At 65.5% G+C, this 21,421-nt stretch carries 18 protein-coding genes and 1 rRNA gene; 2 read left to right on the top strand and 17 right to left on the bottom strand.

Translation table 11 applies throughout. The annotated features are described in order from the left end of the window. The 3 genes from MTX34_RS16365 to MTX34_RS16355 all read right to left on the bottom strand — a co-directional run. A 16S ribosomal RNA gene (locus MTX34_RS16365) occupies window positions 1-101 on the bottom strand; the annotation flags it as partial. A gap of 568 nt (window positions 102-669) precedes the next feature. Then, window positions 670-1,944 (bottom strand): tyrosine--tRNA ligase, encoded by a 1,275-nt coding sequence (tyrS, locus tag MTX34_RS16360; protein ID WP_243610035.1) that lies wholly within the window; start codon window positions 1,942-1,944, stop codon window positions 670-672. Between the two features lie 38 nt (window positions 1,945-1,982). Beyond that, a complete protein-coding gene (locus MTX34_RS16355) occupies window positions 1,983-2,627 on the bottom strand; it encodes a DNA-3-methyladenine glycosylase (protein ID WP_243610034.1) in 645 nt (214 codons plus the stop codon). A gap of 80 nt (window positions 2,628-2,707) precedes the next feature. Between MTX34_RS16355 and MTX34_RS16350 the strand changes: the two genes are divergently transcribed. Together MTX34_RS16350 and MTX34_RS16345 are read left to right on the top strand one after the other, a co-directional pair. Then, window positions 2,708-3,439, top strand: a complete 732-nt coding sequence (locus MTX34_RS16350; RefSeq protein ID WP_243610033.1) for an ABC transporter ATP-binding protein — start codon at window positions 2,708-2,710, stop codon at window positions 3,437-3,439. Further along, window positions 3,436-4,191 (top strand): ABC transporter permease, encoded by a 756-nt coding sequence (locus MTX34_RS16345; protein WP_243594895.1) that lies wholly within the window; start codon window positions 3,436-3,438, stop codon window positions 4,189-4,191. The genes MTX34_RS16350 and MTX34_RS16345 overlap by 4 nt, the downstream gene beginning before the upstream one ends. A gap of 5 nt (window positions 4,192-4,196) precedes the next feature. Here MTX34_RS16345 and MTX34_RS16340 read toward each other — a convergent pair whose 3' ends face one another. From MTX34_RS16340 to MTX34_RS16275, 14 genes are all read right to left on the bottom strand, one after another. Beyond that, window positions 4,197-4,403 (bottom strand): Trm112 family protein, encoded by a 207-nt coding sequence (locus MTX34_RS16340; protein WP_243594896.1) that lies wholly within the window; start codon window positions 4,401-4,403, stop codon window positions 4,197-4,199. An 86-nt stretch (window positions 4,404-4,489) separates the two neighbouring features. Beyond that, complete coding sequence (locus MTX34_RS16335; RefSeq protein ID WP_243610032.1) at window positions 4,490-7,507, bottom strand: AMP-binding protein; 3,018 nt, start codon at window positions 7,505-7,507, stop codon at window positions 4,490-4,492. Window positions 7,508-7,615: 108 nt separating this feature from the next. After that, window positions 7,616-9,064: an argininosuccinate lyase gene (gene argH / locus MTX34_RS16330; RefSeq protein ID WP_243610031.1), complete on the bottom strand. Its 1,449-nt coding sequence runs from the start codon at window positions 9,062-9,064 to the stop codon at window positions 7,616-7,618. Then, window positions 9,061-10,260 (bottom strand): argininosuccinate synthase, encoded by a 1,200-nt coding sequence (locus tag MTX34_RS16325; protein ID WP_094612580.1) that lies wholly within the window; start codon window positions 10,258-10,260, stop codon window positions 9,061-9,063. Before MTX34_RS16325 ends, argH begins: the two co-directional genes overlap by 4 nt. 51 nt (window positions 10,261-10,311) lie before the next feature. Next, complete coding sequence (locus MTX34_RS16320; protein ID WP_037192611.1) at window positions 10,312-10,827, bottom strand: arginine repressor; 516 nt, start codon at window positions 10,825-10,827, stop codon at window positions 10,312-10,314. Further along, a complete protein-coding gene (gene argF, locus MTX34_RS16315; RefSeq protein WP_243594899.1) occupies window positions 10,824-11,759 on the bottom strand; it encodes an ornithine carbamoyltransferase in 936 nt (311 codons plus the stop codon). Before argF ends, MTX34_RS16320 begins: the two co-directional genes overlap by 4 nt. Then, window positions 11,756-12,961 carry an acetylornithine transaminase gene (locus tag MTX34_RS16310; RefSeq protein WP_243610030.1) on the bottom strand — a complete coding sequence of 402 codons (1,206 nt, stop codon included), beginning with the start codon at window positions 12,959-12,961 and terminating at the stop codon, window positions 11,756-11,758. The genes argF and MTX34_RS16310 overlap by 4 nt, the downstream gene beginning before the upstream one ends. Further along, on the bottom strand, window positions 12,958-13,872 hold the full coding sequence (argB, locus tag MTX34_RS16305) for an acetylglutamate kinase (protein WP_243610029.1): 915 nt from the start codon (window positions 13,870-13,872) through the stop codon (window positions 12,958-12,960). Before argB ends, MTX34_RS16310 begins: the two co-directional genes overlap by 4 nt. After that, the gene (gene argJ / locus MTX34_RS16300) at window positions 13,869-15,071 is read right to left on the bottom strand and encodes a bifunctional glutamate N-acetyltransferase/amino-acid acetyltransferase ArgJ (RefSeq protein WP_243610056.1); all 1,203 of its coding nucleotides are present in this window, start codon (window positions 15,069-15,071) and stop codon (window positions 13,869-13,871) included. The genes argB and argJ overlap by 4 nt, the downstream gene beginning before the upstream one ends. 32 nt (window positions 15,072-15,103) lie before the next feature. Beyond that, a complete protein-coding gene (gene argC, locus MTX34_RS16295; RefSeq protein ID WP_243610028.1) occupies window positions 15,104-16,159 on the bottom strand; it encodes an N-acetyl-gamma-glutamyl-phosphate reductase in 1,056 nt (351 codons plus the stop codon). A 52-nt stretch (window positions 16,160-16,211) separates the two neighbouring features. Beyond that, complete coding sequence (locus tag MTX34_RS16290) at window positions 16,212-16,769, bottom strand: hypothetical protein (RefSeq protein ID WP_243610027.1); 558 nt, start codon at window positions 16,767-16,769, stop codon at window positions 16,212-16,214. A 92-nt stretch (window positions 16,770-16,861) separates the two neighbouring features. Next, window positions 16,862-19,348 carry a phenylalanine--tRNA ligase subunit beta gene (gene pheT / locus MTX34_RS16285; RefSeq protein WP_243610026.1) on the bottom strand — a complete coding sequence of 829 codons (2,487 nt, stop codon included), beginning with the start codon at window positions 19,346-19,348 and terminating at the stop codon, window positions 16,862-16,864. A gap of 56 nt (window positions 19,349-19,404) precedes the next feature. Next, complete coding sequence (pheS, locus tag MTX34_RS16280; protein WP_243594905.1) at window positions 19,405-20,472, bottom strand: phenylalanine--tRNA ligase subunit alpha; 1,068 nt, start codon at window positions 20,470-20,472, stop codon at window positions 19,405-19,407. A 139-nt stretch (window positions 20,473-20,611) separates the two neighbouring features. Further along, window positions 20,612-21,418, bottom strand: a complete 807-nt coding sequence (locus tag MTX34_RS16275; RefSeq protein WP_243610025.1) for an RNA methyltransferase — start codon at window positions 21,416-21,418, stop codon at window positions 20,612-20,614. Window positions 21,419-21,421: the final 3 nt, after the last annotated feature.

The following is a 21,421-nucleotide window of genomic DNA, read 5'->3' as shown; positions in this document are numbered from 1 at the left end:
CGTTCGCCGCTCGTGTACCCCGAAAGGCCTTACCGCTCGACTTGCATGTGTTAAGCACGCCGCCAGCGTTCGTCCTGAGCCAGGATCAAACTCTCCGTAAAAGACCTGCGAAACAACAACCCCCGAAAAGGGCTGCGAATCAGTCAAAGACATCAAGTCAAATCACTAGCAAAAAACTCAACTAGCATTTCAAACAACACCCGACAACAACCACCACAAGCGGATGGCTGATACATCGAATGCTTTCACCAAATAAAATTCGGCACTGACATTCATCGACACACTGTTGAGTTCTCAAAGAACACGCACACACCATTCACCAGCGAGCTGAAGCTCGTAGATGTCCGGGGCAACCGTTCCAGCTTAGATCAGACGATCGAACACAGTCAAACTGCGCTTCTCATCCGTGAAGGATTCGAGCCTCGCGGCTCACCACCTTCATTGTGTCGGAAGCGAACTCTGCGTTGCTCAGGCCTTGCGGTCTGGGCTGGCGTCCGTGTCGCTCTGACCTGGACAAAGTTACGCCCCGGATAACAACGCGTCAAATCCCCAGGTCGTTCACACGTGATTCGTGTGAACAGCCTGGTCGCAACCGGTCACTTACCCAACTGACGGGCGTCGTAACCAAATTACATGGATGTGACTCCGCCCACTGGCAACCGAGGAGAACTAACCGGCGATTCGCGCGCCGGCGAAGTTCCGCTTTCCGCGTCGGACCACCAACCACCGGCCGTGCAGTAGATCGGCCGCGCCGGGCGTCCAGTCCTCGTGGGAGATCTTGACGTTGTTGACCGATGCGCCGCCCTCCTTGACCGCGCGCCGAGCAGCACCCTTGCTTTCGCTCAATCCGGTAGCGACCAGCAAATCGACGATGGTGTTCGGTGCACCGGCCTCGATGTCCGCCACCGACGCTTCTTGCAGCGCGGCAGCGAGCGTCTTTTCATCGAGCTCCGTCAGTTCCGCCCGCCCGAACAGGGCCTGGCTGGCGAGTTCGACCGATCGCGTCGCCGCTTCACCGTGGACGAGCGTGGTCATCTCGGCGGCAAGGCGCTTCTGCGCTTCGCGCGCATGCGGACGCTCGGTGGTCGCCAACTCGAGTTCTGCCAACTCGTCCTTGGACAGGAAAGTGAACCAGCGCAGGTACTTCACCACGTCCGCGTCACCGGTATTCACGAAGTACTGGTACCAGGCGTAGGGGCTCGTCATTTCCGGGTCGAGCCACAGGCTGCCGCCTCCGGTGGACTTGCCGAACTTCTTGCCGTCGGCGGACGTGACCAGCGGAACCGTCATCGCGTGGACCGACTCGGCGTCCTGGCGCCGGTTCAGTTCCACCCCCGCGATGATGTTTCCCCACTGATCGGAGCCACCGATCTGGAGACTGCAGCCGTACTGCCTGCGGAGCTGCACGTAGTCGTTCGCCTGCAGCAGCATGTAGCTGAACTCGGTGTACGACATTCCGTCGCTTTCGAGCCTGTTCTTCACCGTCTCGCGAGCAAGCATCACGTTGATGGAGAAGTGCTTGCCGATGTCGCGTAGAAAATCGATCGCGGACAGCTCCCCCGTCCACGACAGATTGTTCACCACCACTGCACCCGTCGGGCTCTCGTCCAGGTCGACGAACCGCTCGAGCTGACCACGGATGCGCGACGCCCACTCGGTGACAACTTCAGGGGAATTCATGGTGCGCTCCCCCACGTCGCGAGGGTCACCGATGAGCCCCGTCGCACCGCCGGCGAGAATGATCGGCCGATGTCCGGCCCGCTGGAACCGCTTGAGCGCGAGCAACGGCACCAAGTGCCCTGCATGCAGCGACGGACCGGTCGGATCGAAACCGGAATACAGCGTGATCGGACCCTCGGAAGTCGCCTCCCTCAGCGCGTCCACGTCGGTGGACTGCGCGATCAGTCCACGCCAGGTCATTTCGTCGATGATGTTCTCGCTCACGACGTCGATCCTCCCGCATGGACGCATCCAGGCGGCGGTCAGGCCTCCGAGCCACCGGCAGCGTCGGCCCGAGGACTGCGTTTGTAGCTCGATACCGCCGACGATCCGCGGATCCAGAAGCGCCACGGACGATCGGGTGCCAGACTCACCCCAACCCGTGGTCCGGACACAAGAGCCGTGCCCGGCAGCGGACGGTCGAGCAGTTGCAGGGTGACAGCGGACGACGCGTCGAACAGCTCCGTACCGTTGTCCGCCAGCGCGACTCCCAGTGCTCGACCGAGATTGCCCGGTCCACAGGCCCAACCGGCCTCGACCCGCGGCGATCGTGGACCGCGGCCGGCGCGCCTGCTCTCGACGACGTCGTGACCCGCCACCACTTCACCCGCTCGCAGCAACACCGCAGCGGCCTTACCGTCCGGGCCGCAGCTGACGTTCATGCAGAGGTGCATCCCGTAACTCAGGTAGACGTACAGACGCCCTGCGGGACCGAACATCACCTCGTTGCGAGGAGTCGGCCCCCGGAAGGAATGTGCAGCCGGATCGGGCCACGGACCATCGAGCGGACCACCGTAGGCCTCGACCTCCACGATGCGCACGGACACGTCGCCCACGGTGACGGTTCCACCGAGGATGCGTCGGGCTACGTCGTCGGGCTCCCCGATCTCCAAGTCAGCGACATTCATTCATCCCATGATGCTTCGCCCTTGACGACCGAGTGCCGACGGGGCTATGACTTCGACATCCGATGCGTCTGGAGGCCAGTATGGCGTTCACCGGGCAACATGCCGTCGAGATCACGGGGCTGACGGTTCGCCGCGGCAAGCGCACGGTGCTGCGCACTCTGTCTCTGACGATCCCTCGTGGTGCCATCACCGGACTTATCGGTCCGTCGGGCTGCGGCAAGACGACTCTGATGCGTGCGATCGTCGGTACTCAGATTCTGCACAGCGGAACCGTCACCGTTCTCGGAACTCCGGCCGGTTCGGCACCGTTGCGCCGCACGGTCGGGTACGTGACCCAGGCACCGAGCGTGTACCGAGACCTCACCGTTCGCGAGAACGTGCAGTACTTCGGGTCGCTGTACGGTCGCCGACGCGCGGACGTGGTGTCCGCCATCGAGTCGGTCGGACTGGCCGACCACGCGTCGTCACGGGTCGGCGAACTCTCGGGTGGCCAACTGGGGAGGGTCTCCCTGGCCAGCGCGCTGGTTGCCGAACCCGAGCTGATCGTCCTCGACGAACCGACCGTCGGCTTGGATCCCGTACTGCGCTCGGAGCTGTGGTCGCGTTTCGCCGATATCGCGGCACGCGGCACAACGGTGCTGGTCTCGAGCCATGTGATGGAGGAGGCGGAGCACTGCAGCCGTCTCGTTCTGATGCGCGACGGCACTGTGCTGGCTCAATCGAGCCCGGAGGCGCTACTCGCGCGCACGAACAAAACGACCCTCGATCGCGCATTCCTGTCTCTCATCAGATCTACGGAACAGACACCGTGAACGCGCGAATCTACGCCGCGGGCACCGTCCGCATCCTGCGACAGCTCAGAGCCGACCACCGATCGGCGGCCATGGTTCTGCTCGTTCCGTCCCTGTTGATGGTGTTGTTGTACTTCCTGTACGAAGACGTGCCGACCCAACCGAACCAGCAGCCGTTGTTCGATCGGATCGCCATCACGATGCTCGGCATCCTGCCGTTCGTCGTCATGTTCCTGATCACGTCGATCTCGATGCAGCGTGAACGCACCTCGGGAACGCTCGAACGCCTGCTGACCACTCCCATGTCCAAACTGGACCTGCTCGCGAGCTACGGGTCCGCCTTCTCGCTCGCCGCTGTCGCGCAGGCGCTACTCGCATGCACCGTCGCGTTCGGACTTCTCGGGCTCGACATCGAGGGCTCGGTCGGTTGGGTTCTGGCGATCGCAGTCCTGGGAGCGATGCTCGGCGTCGCCATCGGTCTGCTGTGCAGCGCATTCGCTCGCACCGAATTTCAAGCCGTCCAGTTCATGCCGGTCGTCGTGATTCCACAGCTGTTTCTGTGCGGACTTCTGGTGCCGCGTGACCAGATGCCGAATTGGCTGAGCACGATCAGCAATCTTCTGCCGTTGAGCTACCTGGTCGACGCGCTCCAGGAGATATCCCGGTACCCCGGAGTCACCGGGGGCATGTGGACCGACATCGCCGTGGTCGCCGGGTTCACCGTTGCCGCACTGAGCGGGGCGGCCGCGACATTACGTCGCCGAACCCCGTGACAGACCTAGGAGGTAGCGCGAGCCAGGATCGACTCGTGCTCGGCGTCGTCGACATCTCGGGCGTCGTCGGCGAGCAACACCGGAATACCGTTCTCGATCGGATACGCACGCCGCAGACGCGGGTTGTAGAGCAATTCCCCTTCGACCAACAGCAGCGGACCCTTGTCCACTGGGCACGCGAGAATGGAAAGCAGTGTCGAATCGATTGCCACGGGTGTCCTTCGCTCTGCTCCGGTCGAACCGAAGTGGTGTACTCGCTTACGCTACCGAACCTGCCATTTCCCAGCAGGCTCCACTCCTACGACGACTGCTCGACGATCGGCTCGCGTCCGATGAATCGTTCGGCCACAACAGCTTTCGTCAACCTGCGGTAACTGTTCGACTCCGAGTCGTAGTACCACGACCGCGCACTCGGCGTCGGAATTCCGGACTTCTTCAATGCCGTTGCGGTCGGGCGGTACGCGCGCCCCACCGGAATCTCGGGCACCACGTGCACGATCGCCGGACGCTCGGCAGGAAGCAGAACCCCGAGCGCGTCCGTCAACGCACGAGCGGTGATGACCGCTTCCGGCTGCAGCGAGATGGCACAGACCGCTACCTCGACGGCGGACGCCTCGACGCGCACCGACCGCGGCCGATCGGCAGTCACCCGCACCCCGTAGACCACGGCCGAATCGATCTGATCGAGGTCTCCCACGGCGTCGACGATCGGCTGGGTGTACACGGGACCGCACGCCGAACGCACCACTGTGTCCTTGCGGTCGACGAGCCAGTAATCGCCATCGGAATCGCGACGGAACAGGTTTTCGGTCGGGATCCAGGCGTCTGTGGGCTCGAATACTCCGCGCATGACGGGACTGGTGGCTTCGCCGTCTCCGCTCGGCCGGCCGAGGAGCAGTCCGATCTCGTCGTCTCGGCACTGCCGTACGAAGCCGTCGTCGTCCTCTTCGAGGCGGCCGGTGATCGGGTCGTAGGCCGCTAGCGCAACCCGTGCACTACCGGGCAGCGGACGGCCTTTGGAGCCGATCTTAGAGCCCGCCACATTGGCCAGAATCACATCGTTCTCGGTGGATGCGTAGAACTCGAGCACCCGAGCCGGGCTGAACCGCGCCAACGTGCGACGCCACAGCCCCACCGGCATGCCGGAGCCGATGAACAGACGCACCGGGTGACCGGAGTCGACCGGGAACCGGCCGTCGTCGAGGATCTGCCGCATCATCGTCCACGTGTAACTCACGACGGTGACGCCGTAGCGGTAGACCTCTTCGCTGAACCGCTCGGGCTCCAGACCACGCGAGAGTGCAATTCGCGATCCGCCTGCGAGTGCACCACCGATCGTGACGAGAATCCCGGCCGAATGATGAAGCGGAGCAAGGCAATAGACGGTGTCACCGGGACCGAGCGCGGCCGTGGTGGCAGTACCGAAGGCAGACAGTGCCCACCGATGATTGGTGATGTACCGCGGCTCGAGACCACGGTCGGTTGTCGTGAACAGGATCATCGCAAGCTCGCGAGCACGACCCGGATCGGGCTCGTACCACTGAGGCAGACGCACCGCATCGGGATCGATGGCCTCGAGGTCGGTGACCTCGTAGCCGGCTGGGATGTCGAGTCGTCGACTGTCTCCGCCGCCGAGCACCAGGACGTTCGGTGCCACCGGAACTGCGGACGCCACGTTGTCCGGATCGGCGATCACCGTGTCGACGTCGACGGTCCGTAGGGCTGCAGTCAGGTCGCTGCCCGGTTGCAGCAGAACCGGCACTGCCCCGATCCGCGACAGCGCGGCCATCGCGGCCAGCGCGCTGGGCCGAGTCTCCATCAACACTCCGACGCGCGACGACGGTCGCACTCCGACGCTGATCAGGCCCCGCACGACATTGTCGATGCGCACGTTGACCGCATCGTAGGTGTGCACCCTGTCGTCGAACAGGAAGCACTCCCCGTTCGGAGACTTACGGCCCTGCTCGGCGATCAAGCGACCCAGAGACACGCGACTGTGTGGCTGCATCTGACCGAGTCGCGCGAGCCGCGGCAAGGTACGTACTGCCTCGGACGAGATCTCTCGCGTACCGCGCACTGCACCGGTCGCCGCCGATGCCAGCCCGCGCCCGACGCCGACGCCCACCTCGGCAATGGAGGCAGCGGTATGGATCAGACGATTGGTGATGGAGACCCCGCTGTCGAAGTCGCTGTGGTCCTCGCGCTCCATCACGCGGACCGCCTCGGGCTTCGGTCCGAGATCCTCTCGCCATCGGATCCAGTTTCCGGTCGTCGGCCATGTCTGCGCAGCAGCGGTACTGCCGACGACCAACCCGAAGTGGCCGGCGCGCAACGTCGTCTCGAAGACCTGGGCGCGCGGTGCAGCGCGCTGAATGCCGCGCACGGCCAACGGTTGACCGATGTCGTCGACCTCGCCGACGAAGGCCAGGACCGGAACCGTGAGTTCGGCGAGCGTCAGCAACCTGTCCTTGATGACGAACCCACCGGTCATCATGCGATTGTGAACGACGAACTGCTTCAACAATTCCGCCACGGCCGGGCCGGACCAGGCCACCCACCCGTCCATCGCCAGGAATCGTCGCTGCGGCTCCCGCGGCAACAGTGCCTCGCGGTCGTGCAACTGGCGAAGGAAATCCAGGCGTGACCGCACAGTCTTCGCCGGATCGAGCAGCTGAAATCCCGTCCGGGCCATCCAACCCGACACCGCGAGCCGGGTGAAGACGTGGTCCGCGAGAAACTCGGCACCCCGCGTGGCCACCCCGGCAGGGATTCCGAGAGGCAATCCGGCCAAAGTGTCGACCGGGGCCCCGAATGTGATGAGGCTGGCCAGATTTCGGCCGCCTCGGTACGCGGCTGCCTGGTAGCAGAACATTCCGCCCTGGGAGTAGCCGCCCAGGTGGACGTCGCGTCCGGTGTACTCGTGCACCTTGTCGACGACCTCGCTGATCGCCACGACGTGGTCGGCGAGCGTGCGGCCCCACCCGCCTTCTTCGGTATCGGGCGATCCGAAATCGACAACCCACGGATCGAGACCCATACCGTGCAGGATTCCGGCCGCGCCTTGGTCGGTGGTGACGTCGTAGACATCGGCCGAGACCATCATCGGCGGAATGAGCACCACCGGCGGACTGTCCGCGGGCACATCGTCGGGGAAGTAACGCCGAAGCCGATACATCGGCTCGCGGTCCATCACCCGAAACGGCGACGGATCCACCTCGGTTTCGAGACCACCCAGACGGATGACCTCGAGACCGTTCTGCGCCGTGGCGATGGCTCGGCGCAGTGGACCGCGTACGGCGTCTGCATTCAGTCCCACAAATACACTCCTGCGTTCGGCCCCGACGGAACGACCGGCATCGATCTTCGCGTGACGAAAGCTTCTCACATCACACTCGGGGAACCGGCATGGATATCGATTGCGCACTCAGTGCCGCAACACCGGTTCCTCGGCCCATGCACGCAGGGTCCCGGCAGTCGCCCGCACGCCCCCCAGCTGATGCGCAACCTGCACGGCCGCCGTGCCACCGCGCGCATCCCGCGACGAGATGGAACCCTCCACCGTGAGCACCTCACGAACGGCCGGAGTGAGGGACGGATCGATCGCGGCCAGCTCGTCGTCGGTCAGATCCACCAACCCGACGCCTCGCGCCTCGGCCGCCCGCACGCAGGCTCCTGCAGCCTCGTGAGCAACACGGAACGCAATCCCCTGCCGCACCATCCATTCGGCGATGTCGGTTGCGAGTGTGAACCCGGCCGGTGCCAGCTCGGCCATGCGTTCGGTGTCGAACTCCAGGGTCGCCGTCAAACCGGTCAGCGCTGGCAGCAACAGCTCGAGCTGCGCCACCGAATCGAACACCGGCTCCTTGTCTTCCTGAAGATCACGGTTGTAGGCCAACGGTTGCGCCTTCAACGTGGCCAGCAGGCCGGTCAGATTTCCGATCAAACGGCCGGTCTTTCCTCGGGTCAGCTCCGCGACGTCCGGGTTCTTCTTCTGCGGCATGATCGAACTACCGGTGGACCACGCGTCGGCCAACGTCACGTAGCCGTACTCGGGAGTGCTCCACGAGATGACCTCCTCGGCGAATCGCGACAGATCGACCGCCGTCATCGCCAACACGAAGGCCGCTTCGGCGGCGAAGTCACGCGAGGAGGTGGCGTCGATCGAGTTCTCGGCCGACGAGTCGAACCCGAGCTCGGCTGCGATCTTCTCCGGACTGAGCCCGAGCGACGATCCGGCAAGAGCACCGGAACCGTACGGCGACACCGCTGCTCGCGTGTCGAAATCCGCGAAGCGCTGAACATCGCGCAGCAGCGGATGGGTGTGCGCGAGCAGATGATGCGCCAGCAACACCGGCTGTGCGGCCTGCGAATGCGTCTTGCCCGGCATGACGGCCGTCGGATGCGCCGCTGCCTGGGTGGCCAACGCGTCGACCACGTCGAGAACGCCGACCGACACCCGGCGGACGGCGTCGCGCAGCCACATCCGGAACAGCGTGGCCACCTGGTCGTTGCGGGACCGGCCTGCGCGCAACCGACCACCGACCTCGGGTCCGACCCGATCGATCAACCCGCGTTCGAGAGCGCCGTGCACGTCCTCGTCCGACTCGGCTGCCACGAACGCTGCCGAGGAGACGTCGTCGGCGAGGCGCTGCAAACCGTCGAGCATGGTCTCGAGGTCCTGCGGGGTGAGCAGTCCGGCACCGTTCAGCACGCGAGCGTGCGCCATGGATGCGCGGATGTCGTACGGCGCGAGCACCCAGTCGAAGTGTGTCGACTTGCTCAACGCCGCCATGGCGGCGGCCGGCCCGGATGCGAATCTGCCGCCCCAGAGCGAACCTTCGTTGGTTCCGTGCGAGGTCTCCGAATTCGTCACAGGCCCAGGTCCCTCTTCGCGGCGATCTTCGACGAGAGTCCGTGCAGCTGAACGAATCCCTTGGCCGCGGACTGGTCGAACGTGTCGCCCTCGTCGTAGGTGGCGAGATTGAAGTCGTACAGCGACTCGCCGCTGCGGCGTCCGTTGACGATGATCCCGCCCGCGTGCAGAACCAGGCGGATATCGCCGGAGACGTGCTCCTGCGTGTGCTGCACGAACGTGTCGAGAGCACCCTTGAGTGGGGAGTACCAGAGGCCGTCGTACACCAGCTCGGCCCACTTCTGGTCGGTATGGCGCTTGTAGCGACCGAGCTCGCGCTCGAGGGTCACGTGCTCGAGCTCCTCGTGGGCGCGGATGAGCACCATCGCACCGGGTGCCTCGTAGATCTCGCGACTCTTGATGCCGACGAGCCGATCCTCCACCACGTCCAAACGCCCGACACCCTGAGCACCCGCACGAGTGTTGAGCTCCTGGATCGCTTCGAGTACCGAGACCGGACGGCCGTCGATCGCGACGGGACGACCCTTGTCGAACGAGACGACGAGCTCGTCCGGAGCCTGGAAGTTGACCGTCGGATCCTCGGTGTAGTCGTAGACATCCTTGGTCGGCGCGTTCCACAGGTCTTCGAGGAAACCGGTCTCCACCGCGCGCCCCCATACGTTCTGGTCGATCGAGAACGGCGACTTGGTGGTCACGTTGATCGGGATGTCGTTCTCCTCGGCGAACTTGATCGCCTTCTCGCGCGTCCACGCGTAGTCGCGAACCGGTGCCAACACCTCGAGCTCGGGGGCCAGCGTGTTGAAGCCGACCTCGAACCGAACCTGATCGTTGCCCTTACCCGTGCACCCGTGTGCGACAACGGTTCCGCCGTGCGCCCGCGCGTTCTCCACGAGGTGCTTGACGATCAATGGACGGCTGATGGCCGACACGAGCGGGTATCGATCCATGTACAGCGCGTTGGACTGCACCGTCGGCAAGCAGTACTCGTCGGCGAACTCGTCCCTGGCGTCGACGACGACGGATTCGACTGCGCCGCAATCGAGTGCGCGCTGACGCACGACGTCCATGTCCTCGCCGCCCTGGCCCAGATCGATGGCGACGGCAACGACCTCCTTGCCCGTCTCCCTCCCGATCCAGCTGATGGCGACGGAGGTGTCGAGTCCGCCGGAGTAGGCGAGGATGACGCGTTCGGCCATGGTGTTCAAGCTCCTTCGTTGTTCGTGTTGCGCATGATGGGTAACCGGATCTCAGTTACCGCGTCGAGCAAGCTTTTCGATCTTGTCCGCGACCTCGCCACCGGTATGTGGCTCGCGGGCGATCAACAGAATCGTGTCGTCGCCGGCGATGGTCCCGACGATCTCGGGCATCGCAGCACGATCCAGAGCGCTGGCCAGGTAGTGCGCCGCGCCGGGTGGCGTTCGGAGTACGGCCTGGTTCCCGCTGTGATCGGTGGACACCAACAACTCCCCCAGCAACTTCAGGAGGCGGTCGGTGCCGCCGGACACTCCGCGGACCGGGCTGCCGTCCTCGGGCACGACGTACACCCCCACTCCACCGTCGGGTGCGCGGAGTTTCACGGCACCCAATTCCTCGAGGTCCCGCGACAGCGTGGCCTGAGTGGTGTCGATTCCCTCGGCCGCGAGCAGCGACGCCAGCTGCGGTTGACTGCGCACCTGATGCGTGGCCAGCAACGCGATGATCCGTGCCTGCCTGCCCGCGCGGGTCGACGCGGTCAACGGCACCGCAGTGACGTCCTCGCTCATGGTCGGCGGGCCTGCTCGAGAAGCCACACCAGCAGTGCCTTCTGCGCGTGCAAGCGGTTCTCGGCCTCGTCCCAGACCACACTCTGGGGACCGTCGAGCACCTCGTCGGTGATCTCCTCGCCGCGATGTGCGGGGAGGCAGTGCAGCACGACGGCGTCCGACTGCGCCTTCGAGAGCAAATCGGAATCGATGCGATACGGCCGGAACGGAGCGACGCGATCGAGACCGTCGTTCTCCTGGCCCATCGACGTCCAGGTGTCGGTGACGAGCGCGTCGGCACCGGTCGCGGCCTCGACCGGGTCCTCGGTGATGGTGATGGTGGCCCCGGTTTCCTCGGCGCGTGCATGGGCCGCGTCGAGAACGTAGCCGAGCGGCGCGAAATCCTTGGGCGCGGCGATCCGCACGTTCAGCCCGGCCGTCACTCCGCCGATGAGCAGCGAGTGCGCCATGTTGTTGGCACCGTCACCGAAGTAGGCCAAGGTGCGACCCTGCAGATTCCCCTTGTGCTCGATCAGGGTCTGCAGATCCGCAAGAACCTGGCAGGGGTGGAATTCGTTGGAGAGGGCGTTGACGATCGGAATCGTTGCGCCGGTGGCCATCTGCTCGAGCCGCTTCTGCCCGAACGTGCGCCACACGACCGCCTCGACATAGCGCGAAAGAACCCGCCCCGTGTCCTGCAGCGTCTCCTCGCGACCCAGCTGGGTGTCGCGGCCGGTCACCACCACCGCATGACCACCCAACTGCGCGATGCCCATCTCGAACGAGAAGCGAGTGCGTGTCGAGTTCTTCTCGAAGATGACACCTATTCCCTTGGGGCCCTCGAGCGGACGCTTAGAGAACGGTGCACGCTTGAGCTCCGCTGCCAGAGCGAGGATTTCGCCCTGCTGCTGTGGCGTGATGTCGTCGTCCCGGAGGAAGTGCTGAACGGTCATGGCTGATGAGCCTCCTGTGCTGCGTCGAGAATTGCCGGTAACGCCGTCACGAACGACGCGGCTTGCTCTTCGGTGATGATCAACGGTGGCGCGAGTCGGAGCACGTCGGGCTGTGTCGCGTTCAGAAGGAAGCCTGCCTCGCGCGCAGCCGCTTCGGCCGCCGGTGCGACGGCCGCGGTGAGCACCACGCCCAGTAGCAGACCCGAACCCCTGACATGGCTCACCAGAGGGTGATCGAGACCCTCGATGGAGTGCGCGATGGTCTTGCCGATGCTGTCTGCATGCGAGAGCAGATCCTCGTCGGCAATGGTCCGCAACACCGCCAGCGCGGCAGCTGCGCAGACCGGATTACCACCGAACGTGGTGCCGTGCTTGCCCGGATGCAGCAACTCCCCCGCCGCTCCGATGCCGATACATGCGCCGATGGGCAGTCCGCCGCCCAGACCCTTGGCGAGCGTGATGACATCGGGCACGATGCCGACCGACTGGTGGGCGTAGAACCATCCCGTTCGGCCGATACCGGTCTGCACCTCGTCCAGGACCAGCAGTGCACCGTGCTTCGCGGTGATCTCGCGCGCAGCGAGGAGGTATCCCTCGGGCGGAACCACAACACCGCCCTCGCCCATGATCGGTTCGAGAAAGACTGCGGCGGTGTCGGAATCGACGACGGCTTCCAGCGCGGCCACATCGCCGTACGGCACGTGGTGCACGCCTGCAGGCATCGGCTCGAACGGGATCCGCTTGTCCGGCTGACCGGTCAGCGCGAGAGCACCCATCGTCCGTCCGTGAAAGGACTTCTCGGCTGCCACGATGTTGGGGCGGCCGGTCAGGCGAGCGATCTTGAACGCCGCCTCGTTGGCCTCGGTTCCCGAATTACACAGGAACACCCGCCCGGTGGCACCGGCACCGAGGTGCGCGAGCAATTGCTCGGCCAACGCGATACCTGGTTCTGTCGCATACAGGTTCGAGGTGTGCCCAAGGGTGGACAGCTGAGTGGTGACCGCCTCGATCACCGCCGGATGGGCATGTCCGAGGATGTTCACGGCAATACCCGCGAGCAGATCCAGATACTGCTTGCCATCGGCGTCCGTCACCACCGCGCCCTCGCCGCGAACGAGCGCCACGCGCGGCACACCGTAGTTGTCCATCAGCGAATTCGACCACCGCTGTTGCAGATCGAGGGTGGACTCGGTGCCGGTCATGGCGTGACTCCTGACGTAGACGAGTGATCGGGGGTGACCATGGTGCCGATTCCCTCACCGGTGAACAGCTCCACCAGCACGGAATGTTCGACGCGACCGTCGATGACATGCGCAGAGGGAACACCAGCTCGAACCGCCCGCAGGCAGGCTTCCATCTTCGGCACCATTCCGGCGTCGAGCGAGGGCAGCAACGCCTCGAGCGTGGACGCGTCGATCTCGGAGGTCAACGAGCTGCGATCGGGCCAATCGGTGTACAGGCCTTCGACATCGGTGAGCACCACCATCTTCTCGGCACCGATGGCACTGGCAAGAGCCGCTGCCGCAGTGTCGGCGTTGATGTTGTGTACGACGCCGTCGCGGTCGGGAGCGATGGTGGACACCACCGGAATGCGTCCTGCTGCAATGAGATCGAAGACCGCCGCAGGGTTCACCGAGGTGACGTCGCCGACGAGGCCGATATCGGTCTCGGTGCCGTCGACCAGCACGGTACGACGCGTCGCGGTGAACAGGTGCGCGTCCTCACCGGAGATTCCCACGGCGTACGGACCGTGACCGTTGATCAATCCGACCAGCTCGCGCCCGACCTGCCCGAACAACACCATCCTCGCGACGTCCATGACCTCCGGCGTGGTGACGCGGAATCCGCCGCGGAATTCACCTGTCAGGCCGAGTCTGGTCAGCATGGCCGAGATCTGCGGCCCGCCGCCGTGAACGACGACCGGGTGGATTCCGACGGTGCGCAGAAATACCATGTCGGCCGCGAAAGCCCGCTTCAGATCGTCGTCGACCATGGCGTTTCCGCCGTACTTCACGACGACGATCTTGCCCGAGAATCGTTGCAGCCAGGGCAGAGCCTCGGCGAGAGTGAAGGCCTTCTGCGCGGCCGTCAACTGCAGTGCCGCCGAGGTCATGACGAGTACGCCGAATTCTCTTCGACGTACGCGTGCGAGAGATCGGTGGTGCGGATGGTGGCCGACCCTGCGCCGAGACCGAGATCGATGGTCACCGCGATGTCGACACCGGACAGGTCGACCTCCCGAGCCCCCGGCGCTCCCACGCCGTCGATGCACACCGGATTACCGTTGAAGGCCACTGCAATTCGATCCGGATCGATTTCGATCGGGGCGATACCGATTGCTGCGAGCACTCGACCCCAGTTGGGATCCGACCCGAACAGGGCTGTCTTCACCAGCGAGTCCCTGGCGACAGTGCGCGCGCCGATCAGGGCGTCGTCCTCGTTCATCGCGCCCGACACGGTGATCCGCACCCGCTTGGTGACGCCCTCGGCGTCCGCCATCATCTGGTCGGCCAGATCGTCGCACACCGCCAGGACCGCGGCGTCGAGTTCTTCCTGTGACGGTGCCACTCCGCTGGCCCCGGAGGAGAGCAGTAGCACGGTGTCGTTGGTCGAGGACGCGCCGTCGACGTCGAGCCGGTCGTAGGACAATCGAGTCGCCGCGCGCAGCGCCTTGTCCAGTTGTTCTGCGGTGGCAACGGCATCGGTGGTGATGACGCTGAGCATCGTGGCCAACGACGGTGCCAACATGCCCGCACCCTTGGCCATGCCGCCGACGTTCCATTTGTCGGCATGGTGAACAGCCGCCTGCTTGGGCACGGTGTCGGTGGTCATGATCGCGTACGCCGCATCCGTGCCACCCGAAATACCGCCTGCGAGTTCGTGTACCACCTCGGTCACGCCGGGCAGCAGCTTGTCCATCGGGAGCCGATCACCGATGAGACCCGTCGAGCACACGGCAACCTCGATCGCTCCGGTCTCGGAACCCCAATTGCTCAGGGCGGACGCCACTTCCTCGGCCGTACGGTGTGAATCCTGGAAGCCAGGCGCACCCGTGCAGGCATTGGCACCACCGGAGTTGAGAATCACTGCGCGCAGCCGTCCGGTGGAGAGCACCTGCTGCGACCACAAGACCGGAGCAGCCTTGACCTTGTTGCGGGTGAACACACCCGCCGCGGCGAAATCGGGCCCCTCGTTGAACACCAAGGCCAGATCGGACTTGCCACTCGCCTTGATACCGGCCGGAATACCGGCGGCGCGGAACCCCGCGGGACAGGTGACACCCTGCGTGCGCACGAGCTTTCCCGCAACCATGCCGACGGCCTTCGCCTCGCTCCCGACGCTGCTCATGGCGCTACTCCTACGGTAGAGAGACCCTCGGTCTCGGTGATTCCCAGTGCAAGGTTCATGGATTGGACTGCGGCACCCGCCGTGCCCTTGGCCAGGTTGTCGATGGCCGCGATCACGACGAGCAAGCCGGCGTCCGCGTCGACCGACACGCTCATCTGCACGGCGTTCGACCCGATGACCGAACCGGTCTGCGGAAGCCGACCGGCCGGAAGCACGTGCACGAACGGCTCTGCGGCGTAGGCCTTCTCGTAGATCTCGACGGCCTGCGCCTGCGTTGCGGTGGTGACCGCGGTGCAGGTGGCCAGGATTCCGCGAGGCATCGGTGCGAGAACCGGCGTGAAGGACACCGATACAGCACTACCGGCGACGGCCGAGAGATTCTGCGCGATCTCGGGAGTGTGACGGTGTGCGCCCGCAACCGCGTACGCCCGAACCGAACCCATCACCTCCGAACCGAGAAGATCGGCCTTGGGAGCGCGACCGGCACCCGAACTACCGGTGACGGCAACGATATTGACGCGGGGCTCGATGATGCCTGCGGCGACGGCAGGTGCGAGCGCGAGGGACGACACCGTCGGGTAGCACCCGGGAACCGCGATGCGAGTGGCACCGATCAACCGCTCACGGCAGCCCGGCAACTCCGGCAATCCGTACGGCCAACTACCCGCATGTGGACTCTTGTAGTACTTCTCCCAGGCCGCACCATCGGTGAGGCGGAAGTCGGCCCCGCAGTCGATGATCACCACGGACTCGGGCAGCTGCAGCGCGAGCTCGGCAGACTTGCCGTGCGGGAGCCCCAGGAACACGACGTCGTGCCCGGCGAGTTCGTCGACGGTGGTCGGGGCGAGAACGCGGTCTGCGAGTGGCAACAGGTGGGGATGGAACTCACCCAGCGTCGCACCGGCATTGCCGCCCGCGGTCAGAGAGCCGATGACCAACGAACCGTCGCGCACCCCCGGGTGCCCGAGGAGCAGTCGAAGAATCTCACCACCGGCGTATCCGCTTGCGCCCGCCACCGCGATGCGCCTCGGCGTGGCCTCCGAAATAGTCATGCGGTTTATTATGCAGCATCATGCAAGCTCATTCATGAATGGGTCCGGTGTGTCAGCGTCCACCCATGGACTTGCGGATCTCGTCGAGCTTCCTGCGGCCGGCTTCCTGCCGCTCGTTCCACTGCTCGTCGAGGTCACGGCCCGCCGCCGATTCTCGGTCCAACTCCTCCGCACCGACGGCTGTGCCCGATCGCTGTTCGACCTTGTCGCGCACACCGTCCCAGGTGGGCACCCCCGAATCGGTGAAGTCACCGATCGGCGCGCTCACCGACCCCGCACCGTATCCGGTGCCGGCGGGCAGGTCCTCCACCAGCTCCGCGTCGACGATCCCCGGCACGGTTCCGCCGAGCGGAGCCCCCGGCGGTGGGTCCCCGAGCGGCTGATCGATCCGCGGCTTGGTCACCTGCGGAACGTCGACATCGGGAACGGTTCCGGGTGGCGCTCCGCGATCGGGACCGATCGGCTCCGGTTCTGCAGTGCTCAGCTCGGCCGCCAGAGCCGACGCGGCAGCTGCCACCGGGGCCAGGCGCGGGCGACCCGCCACGGCGGCGAGAATCTCCTCGACCACCCGAAAATCCGTCGGCGTGCCGTCGTTCTCGAACTCACTCATGCGCTGCTCCCGTCACTCGTGGCCACTCGTGACTCCACGCTACGGACACGCGAGCCCGGCCGTGGACGGATCAACTGCGCGGCTGCACTGATTCAACTGCGCAGCTGCGCTCCGACGGCCTTCGATGCTGCTTCGACCGCAGCATCGCGGGCAGCCGTAGCCTGATCCTCGGTCAAGGTGCCGTCGGCACCGCGGAAGCGCAACGCGAACGCCAGCGACTTGCGCCCCTCGCCGACCTGTTCACCCTCGTAGACGTCGAACAGTCGAATCGACTCGAGCAGATCGCCACCACCGATCGTGAGAGCGGCTTCCACCGACGCCGCCGGGACGGAGGCGTCGACCACCACGGCCACGTCCTGCAGCACCGCCGGATAGGGCGACACCTCGGGGGCAGGCAGCGATTCGACCACGGGCAGAGCGCTCAGGCTCAACTCCACGGCGCACGTACGCGGCGGCAAGCCCGCCCGCTCGAGCACCGCCGGATGCAGCTCGCCCGCGTATCCGACGACCTCGCCGTCGAGCAGGACCTCCGCGCACCGACCTGGATGCCACGGAAGATGTTGTGCCGCCCGAAGATCGACGTGCACTCCGGACGCCTCGGCAACAGTGCGCACCGCAGCGAACGCATCGGCGGCCTCGGCGGCGCGGCCGGGACCCCACGGACCCGACAACTCACGCTGACCGGTGAGCACCATGCCCACGTGCACCGGCTGCGCCGGCAACGAACCGCGAAGCATCGCGATCTGGTCGTCGGTGGGACGACGATCGACCGGCAACGCGTCCACGGCTGCGGTGGCGTCGTGCCGCAGCACCACCTGTGCAATGCCGAACAACGAGACGTCTCGCTGGCCGCGGGCGATGTTCCTGCTCAGCATCTCGAGCAAACCCGGAAGGACGGTGGTCGCGAGCTCGGGACGGTCGGCCTCGAGTGGATTGAGCACCGAGGTGGTCGCGCGCCGCGGATCGTCCGCGTCGAGACCCCATGTATCGAACACACCCTTGGGCAGAAACACCGGAGGCAACACCTCGACGTATCCGGAGAACGCGAGTGCCTTACCGACGGCGCGCCTGCGCTTCTGTTCGGCGGTGAGGCCGCGACCTCCCGGGGCCGACGGCAGCACCGACGGAATCTGTTCGAGCCCTTCGAGCCGCAGCACCTCTTCCACCAGGTCGGCGCGCTGCACCAGGTCCGGTCGCCAGGACGGCGGGGTGACGATGAGCTGGCCGTGTCCGCCGTCGCCGACAGACACCTCGACGCCGCAGCCGATCTGCGTCAGCCGTCGGGCAGCGGTTCCATTGGGGTACTGCACTCCGGCGATTCGATCCGGTAGGTCGAAGTCCATCGTGACCGTCGGATATTCGACGGCTTCGCCGATATCGGTCAACACGGGCTCGATCCGGCCACCGGCGATCTCGACAAGCAACTGTGCTGCTCGATCCAGCGCTGCGACCGGAAGAGCAGAATCGACTGTCCGCTCGAAACGCTTGCTGGCCTCGCTGGAGAGCTTGTGGCGACGCCCGGTGCGGAACACCGCGAGCGGATCGAACGATGCAGCTTCGAGTACGACCTCGGTGGTCGAGTCGTCCACTTCGGTGGACGCGCCGCCCATGACACCGGCCAACGAGATGGCTCCCGACCCGTCGGCGATGACGACGTCCTCGGCATCGAGCGACCGCTCGACGCCGTCCAGAGTGGTCAGCTTCTCCCCCGCATTCGCGCGGCGGACGACGAGATCGCCGTCGAGCTTGGCCGCATCGAACGCGTGCAGCGGCTGGCCGAGTTCGTGCAGCACGTAGTTGGTGACATCGACGGCCGCCGAGATCGGGCGTACGCCGGCCAGCAGCAGTCGACGCTGCATCCACCAAGGCGTCGTCGCCGTCGGATCGATTCCGACGATCTTGCGCAACGCGAATCGCGATGCGCCCGACTTCGGTTCGACGGTGACCGACCAGGCGTCACCGGTGACCTCGGTGGGGACCGTGCGCGCCGGATCCACGAACGGAAGGTCGAAACTGCAGGCCAGTTCGCGGGCGAGGCCGCGGACCGAGAAGGCGTAGCCGCGATCCGGGGTCACGTTGAGCTCGATGACCGAGTCCAGCAGACCGAGAACGGCTCTGGCGTCGTCGCCCGGAGCGGCCGTGCCCTCGGGCAGCACCAGAATTCCGGAGTGATCCTTACCCAACCCGAGTTCGAGCGTCGAGCAGATCATGCCGTTGGAGTTGCGGCCATAGGTCTTGCGCGACGCGATGGCGAATCCCCCGGGCAGGACGCTGCCCGGCAGCGCGGCCACGATCAGGTCACCCTCGGCGAAATTCCTGGCGCCGCACACGATTTCCTGCGGCTCGGCTGCTCCGACGTCCACCAGGCAGAAGCGAATCGGTTTCTTGAACTCGGTCAGCTCCTCGATGGAACTGACCCGACCGACGACCAGAGGGCCGGTCACGTTGTCCAGCGACTCGAGTTCCTCGACCTCGAACCCGACCCGTACGAAACCGGCGTCGAGCTCCTCGGGCGACACGGCCCAGTCGGGCGTCCCCGCGTGTAGGACCTCGGTCAGCCAGGATTGTGGGACTCGCACGTGTGCTCAGCTCTTTCTTGTATCCGAGAAGAAGTGGGGCGGGTGAAGAACGTCCGTCAGGCCTGAACACCGAAGGGCAACGTGAACCTGATGTCGCCCTCGACGATGTCGCGCATGTCCGGGATATCGTTGCGGAACTGGAGCGTCCGCTCGAGACCCATTCCGAACGCGAATCCGGTGTAGACCTCGGGATCGATGCCGCTGGCCTGCAACACCTTCGGGTTGACCATTCCGCAACCACCCCACTCGACCCAACCGGCGCCGCCCTTCTTCTTCGGGAACCACACGTCGACCTCGGCCGACGGCTCGGTGAACGGGAAGTAGTTGGGGCGCATGCGAGTACGGGTGTCGTTGCCGAACAGTGCCTTCGCGAACGCATCCAGCGTGCCGCGCAGGTGCGCCATGGTCAGGCCCTTGTCGATGGCAAGACCCTCGACCTGATGGAAGACCGGAGTGTGCGTCGTGTCGAGTTCGTCCGTGCGAAACGTCCGGCCTGGGCAGACAACGTAGATCGGAACCTCACGCGAGAGCATCGACCGGACCTGAACCGGCGAAGTGTGCGTGCGCAGCACCTGCCGCGAACCCTCGGGCGCGATGTGAAAAGTGTCCTGCATCGTGCGCGCAGGGTGGTCGGGTAAGAAGTTGAGCGCGTCGAAGTTGAAGTGCTCGGTCTCGACCTCGGGGCCTTCTTCGACTTCCCAGCCCATTGCGACGAACACGTCGGCGACCTGTTCGGAAATGATCGTGATGGGGTGCCGGGCGCCGGCGGGAGCTCGGTCGGTCGGCAGTGTCACATCGATGGTCTCGGCGACCAGGATGGCGGCGTCACGCTCGGCCGACAGCACGGCGCGTCGTTCGTCGAAGGCCTTCTGCACTCGATCGCGCGCTGCCTTGACGCGTTTGCCCGCGTCCGCCTTCTGATCCCCCGGGATCGCACCGAGGGCGCGCTGCGCCAGCGCCAACGGAGCCTTGCCGCCCACGTGATCTATCTTGACCTTGGTCAGAGCATCGAGGTCCGACGCGTCGGCGAACGCCTGCTCGGCCGAGTCCACTGCGGTTCCGAGCGCAGACTCCTCGAGAACGCTCGGATCCACCGGCTCGGTTGCGACATCTTTCTTCGCCACGACAGCTGCACTCCTCGAGTAATAGTCGGTGTCTGCCACGAAGGGTCGTTGCGCAGGCTTCACTCCTGCGCAACAAGGGTCGTTGCGCAGGCTTCACTCCTGCGCGGAGCAGACAGGTATCGATCCTAGGCGACCGCGCTCACGAAGTTCCGGAGCGTCGCTGTGCCCGAGCACTCGCGTACAGGCAGATCGCCGCTGCAGTCGCGAGGTTGAGGCTCTCGGCGCGACCGTGGATCGGGATTCGAATGCGGTGATCGGCATCGCGCGTCACCGACTCGGGGAGCCCGTGCGCCTCGTTGCCGAACAACCACGCGGTCGGTTGCGTGAGCAACTCGTCGGCGTCGTCCAAGTCCACTTCGCCGTCGGCGGCCGTGGCGACGATGGTCAGACCCGCCTTGCGCAACGCATCGATTCCGGACTCGATCGATCGCTCCCGAGCGATGGGCAGGTGGAACACGCTGCCCGCCGAGGCGCGGACGCACTTTCCGTTGTGGGGATCCACCGAGTCACCCAGCAAGACAATCGAATCCGCTCCAGCCGCGTCGGCGACGCGAATGACCGTCCCGGCATTGCCCGGCTCGGCCGTTTCCACCGGTACGGCGACCAGCCGTGGTGTTCCGGCCAACGCACGGTCGAGCGGGACGTCGATCAACTCGGTGACTGCGATGAGACCCTGCGGCGTCACGGTGTCGGACAATGCCTTCGCAGCGCGGTCTGTGATCGGAAAAACTCGTGCGCCACCGGCCTCGACGGACGCAATGAGGTCGTGGTGGCGCTCGAGAGCATCCGGGGTGAAGAACAGCTCACGAACCAACCGGGACTGCGCCGCCTCGGACACCGCGTTGAAGCCTTCGGCGAGGAAGAGCCCGGACTTCTTGCGTTCCGCGGCTCGCGCGAGCTTGACGGCCGAAACGACCCGCGGAGTTCGCTCGGTCAGCGAATCCACGGG

It is taken from the genome of Rhodococcus sp. ARC_M5, assembly GCF_022810405.1.
In the GTDB taxonomy this organism is placed as follows: domain Bacteria; phylum Actinomycetota; class Actinomycetes; order Mycobacteriales; family Mycobacteriaceae; genus Rhodococcoides; species Rhodococcoides navarretei.
The sequence above is the reverse complement of the archived record's forward strand: the minus strand, read 5'-3'. Positions and strand labels throughout refer to the sequence as shown.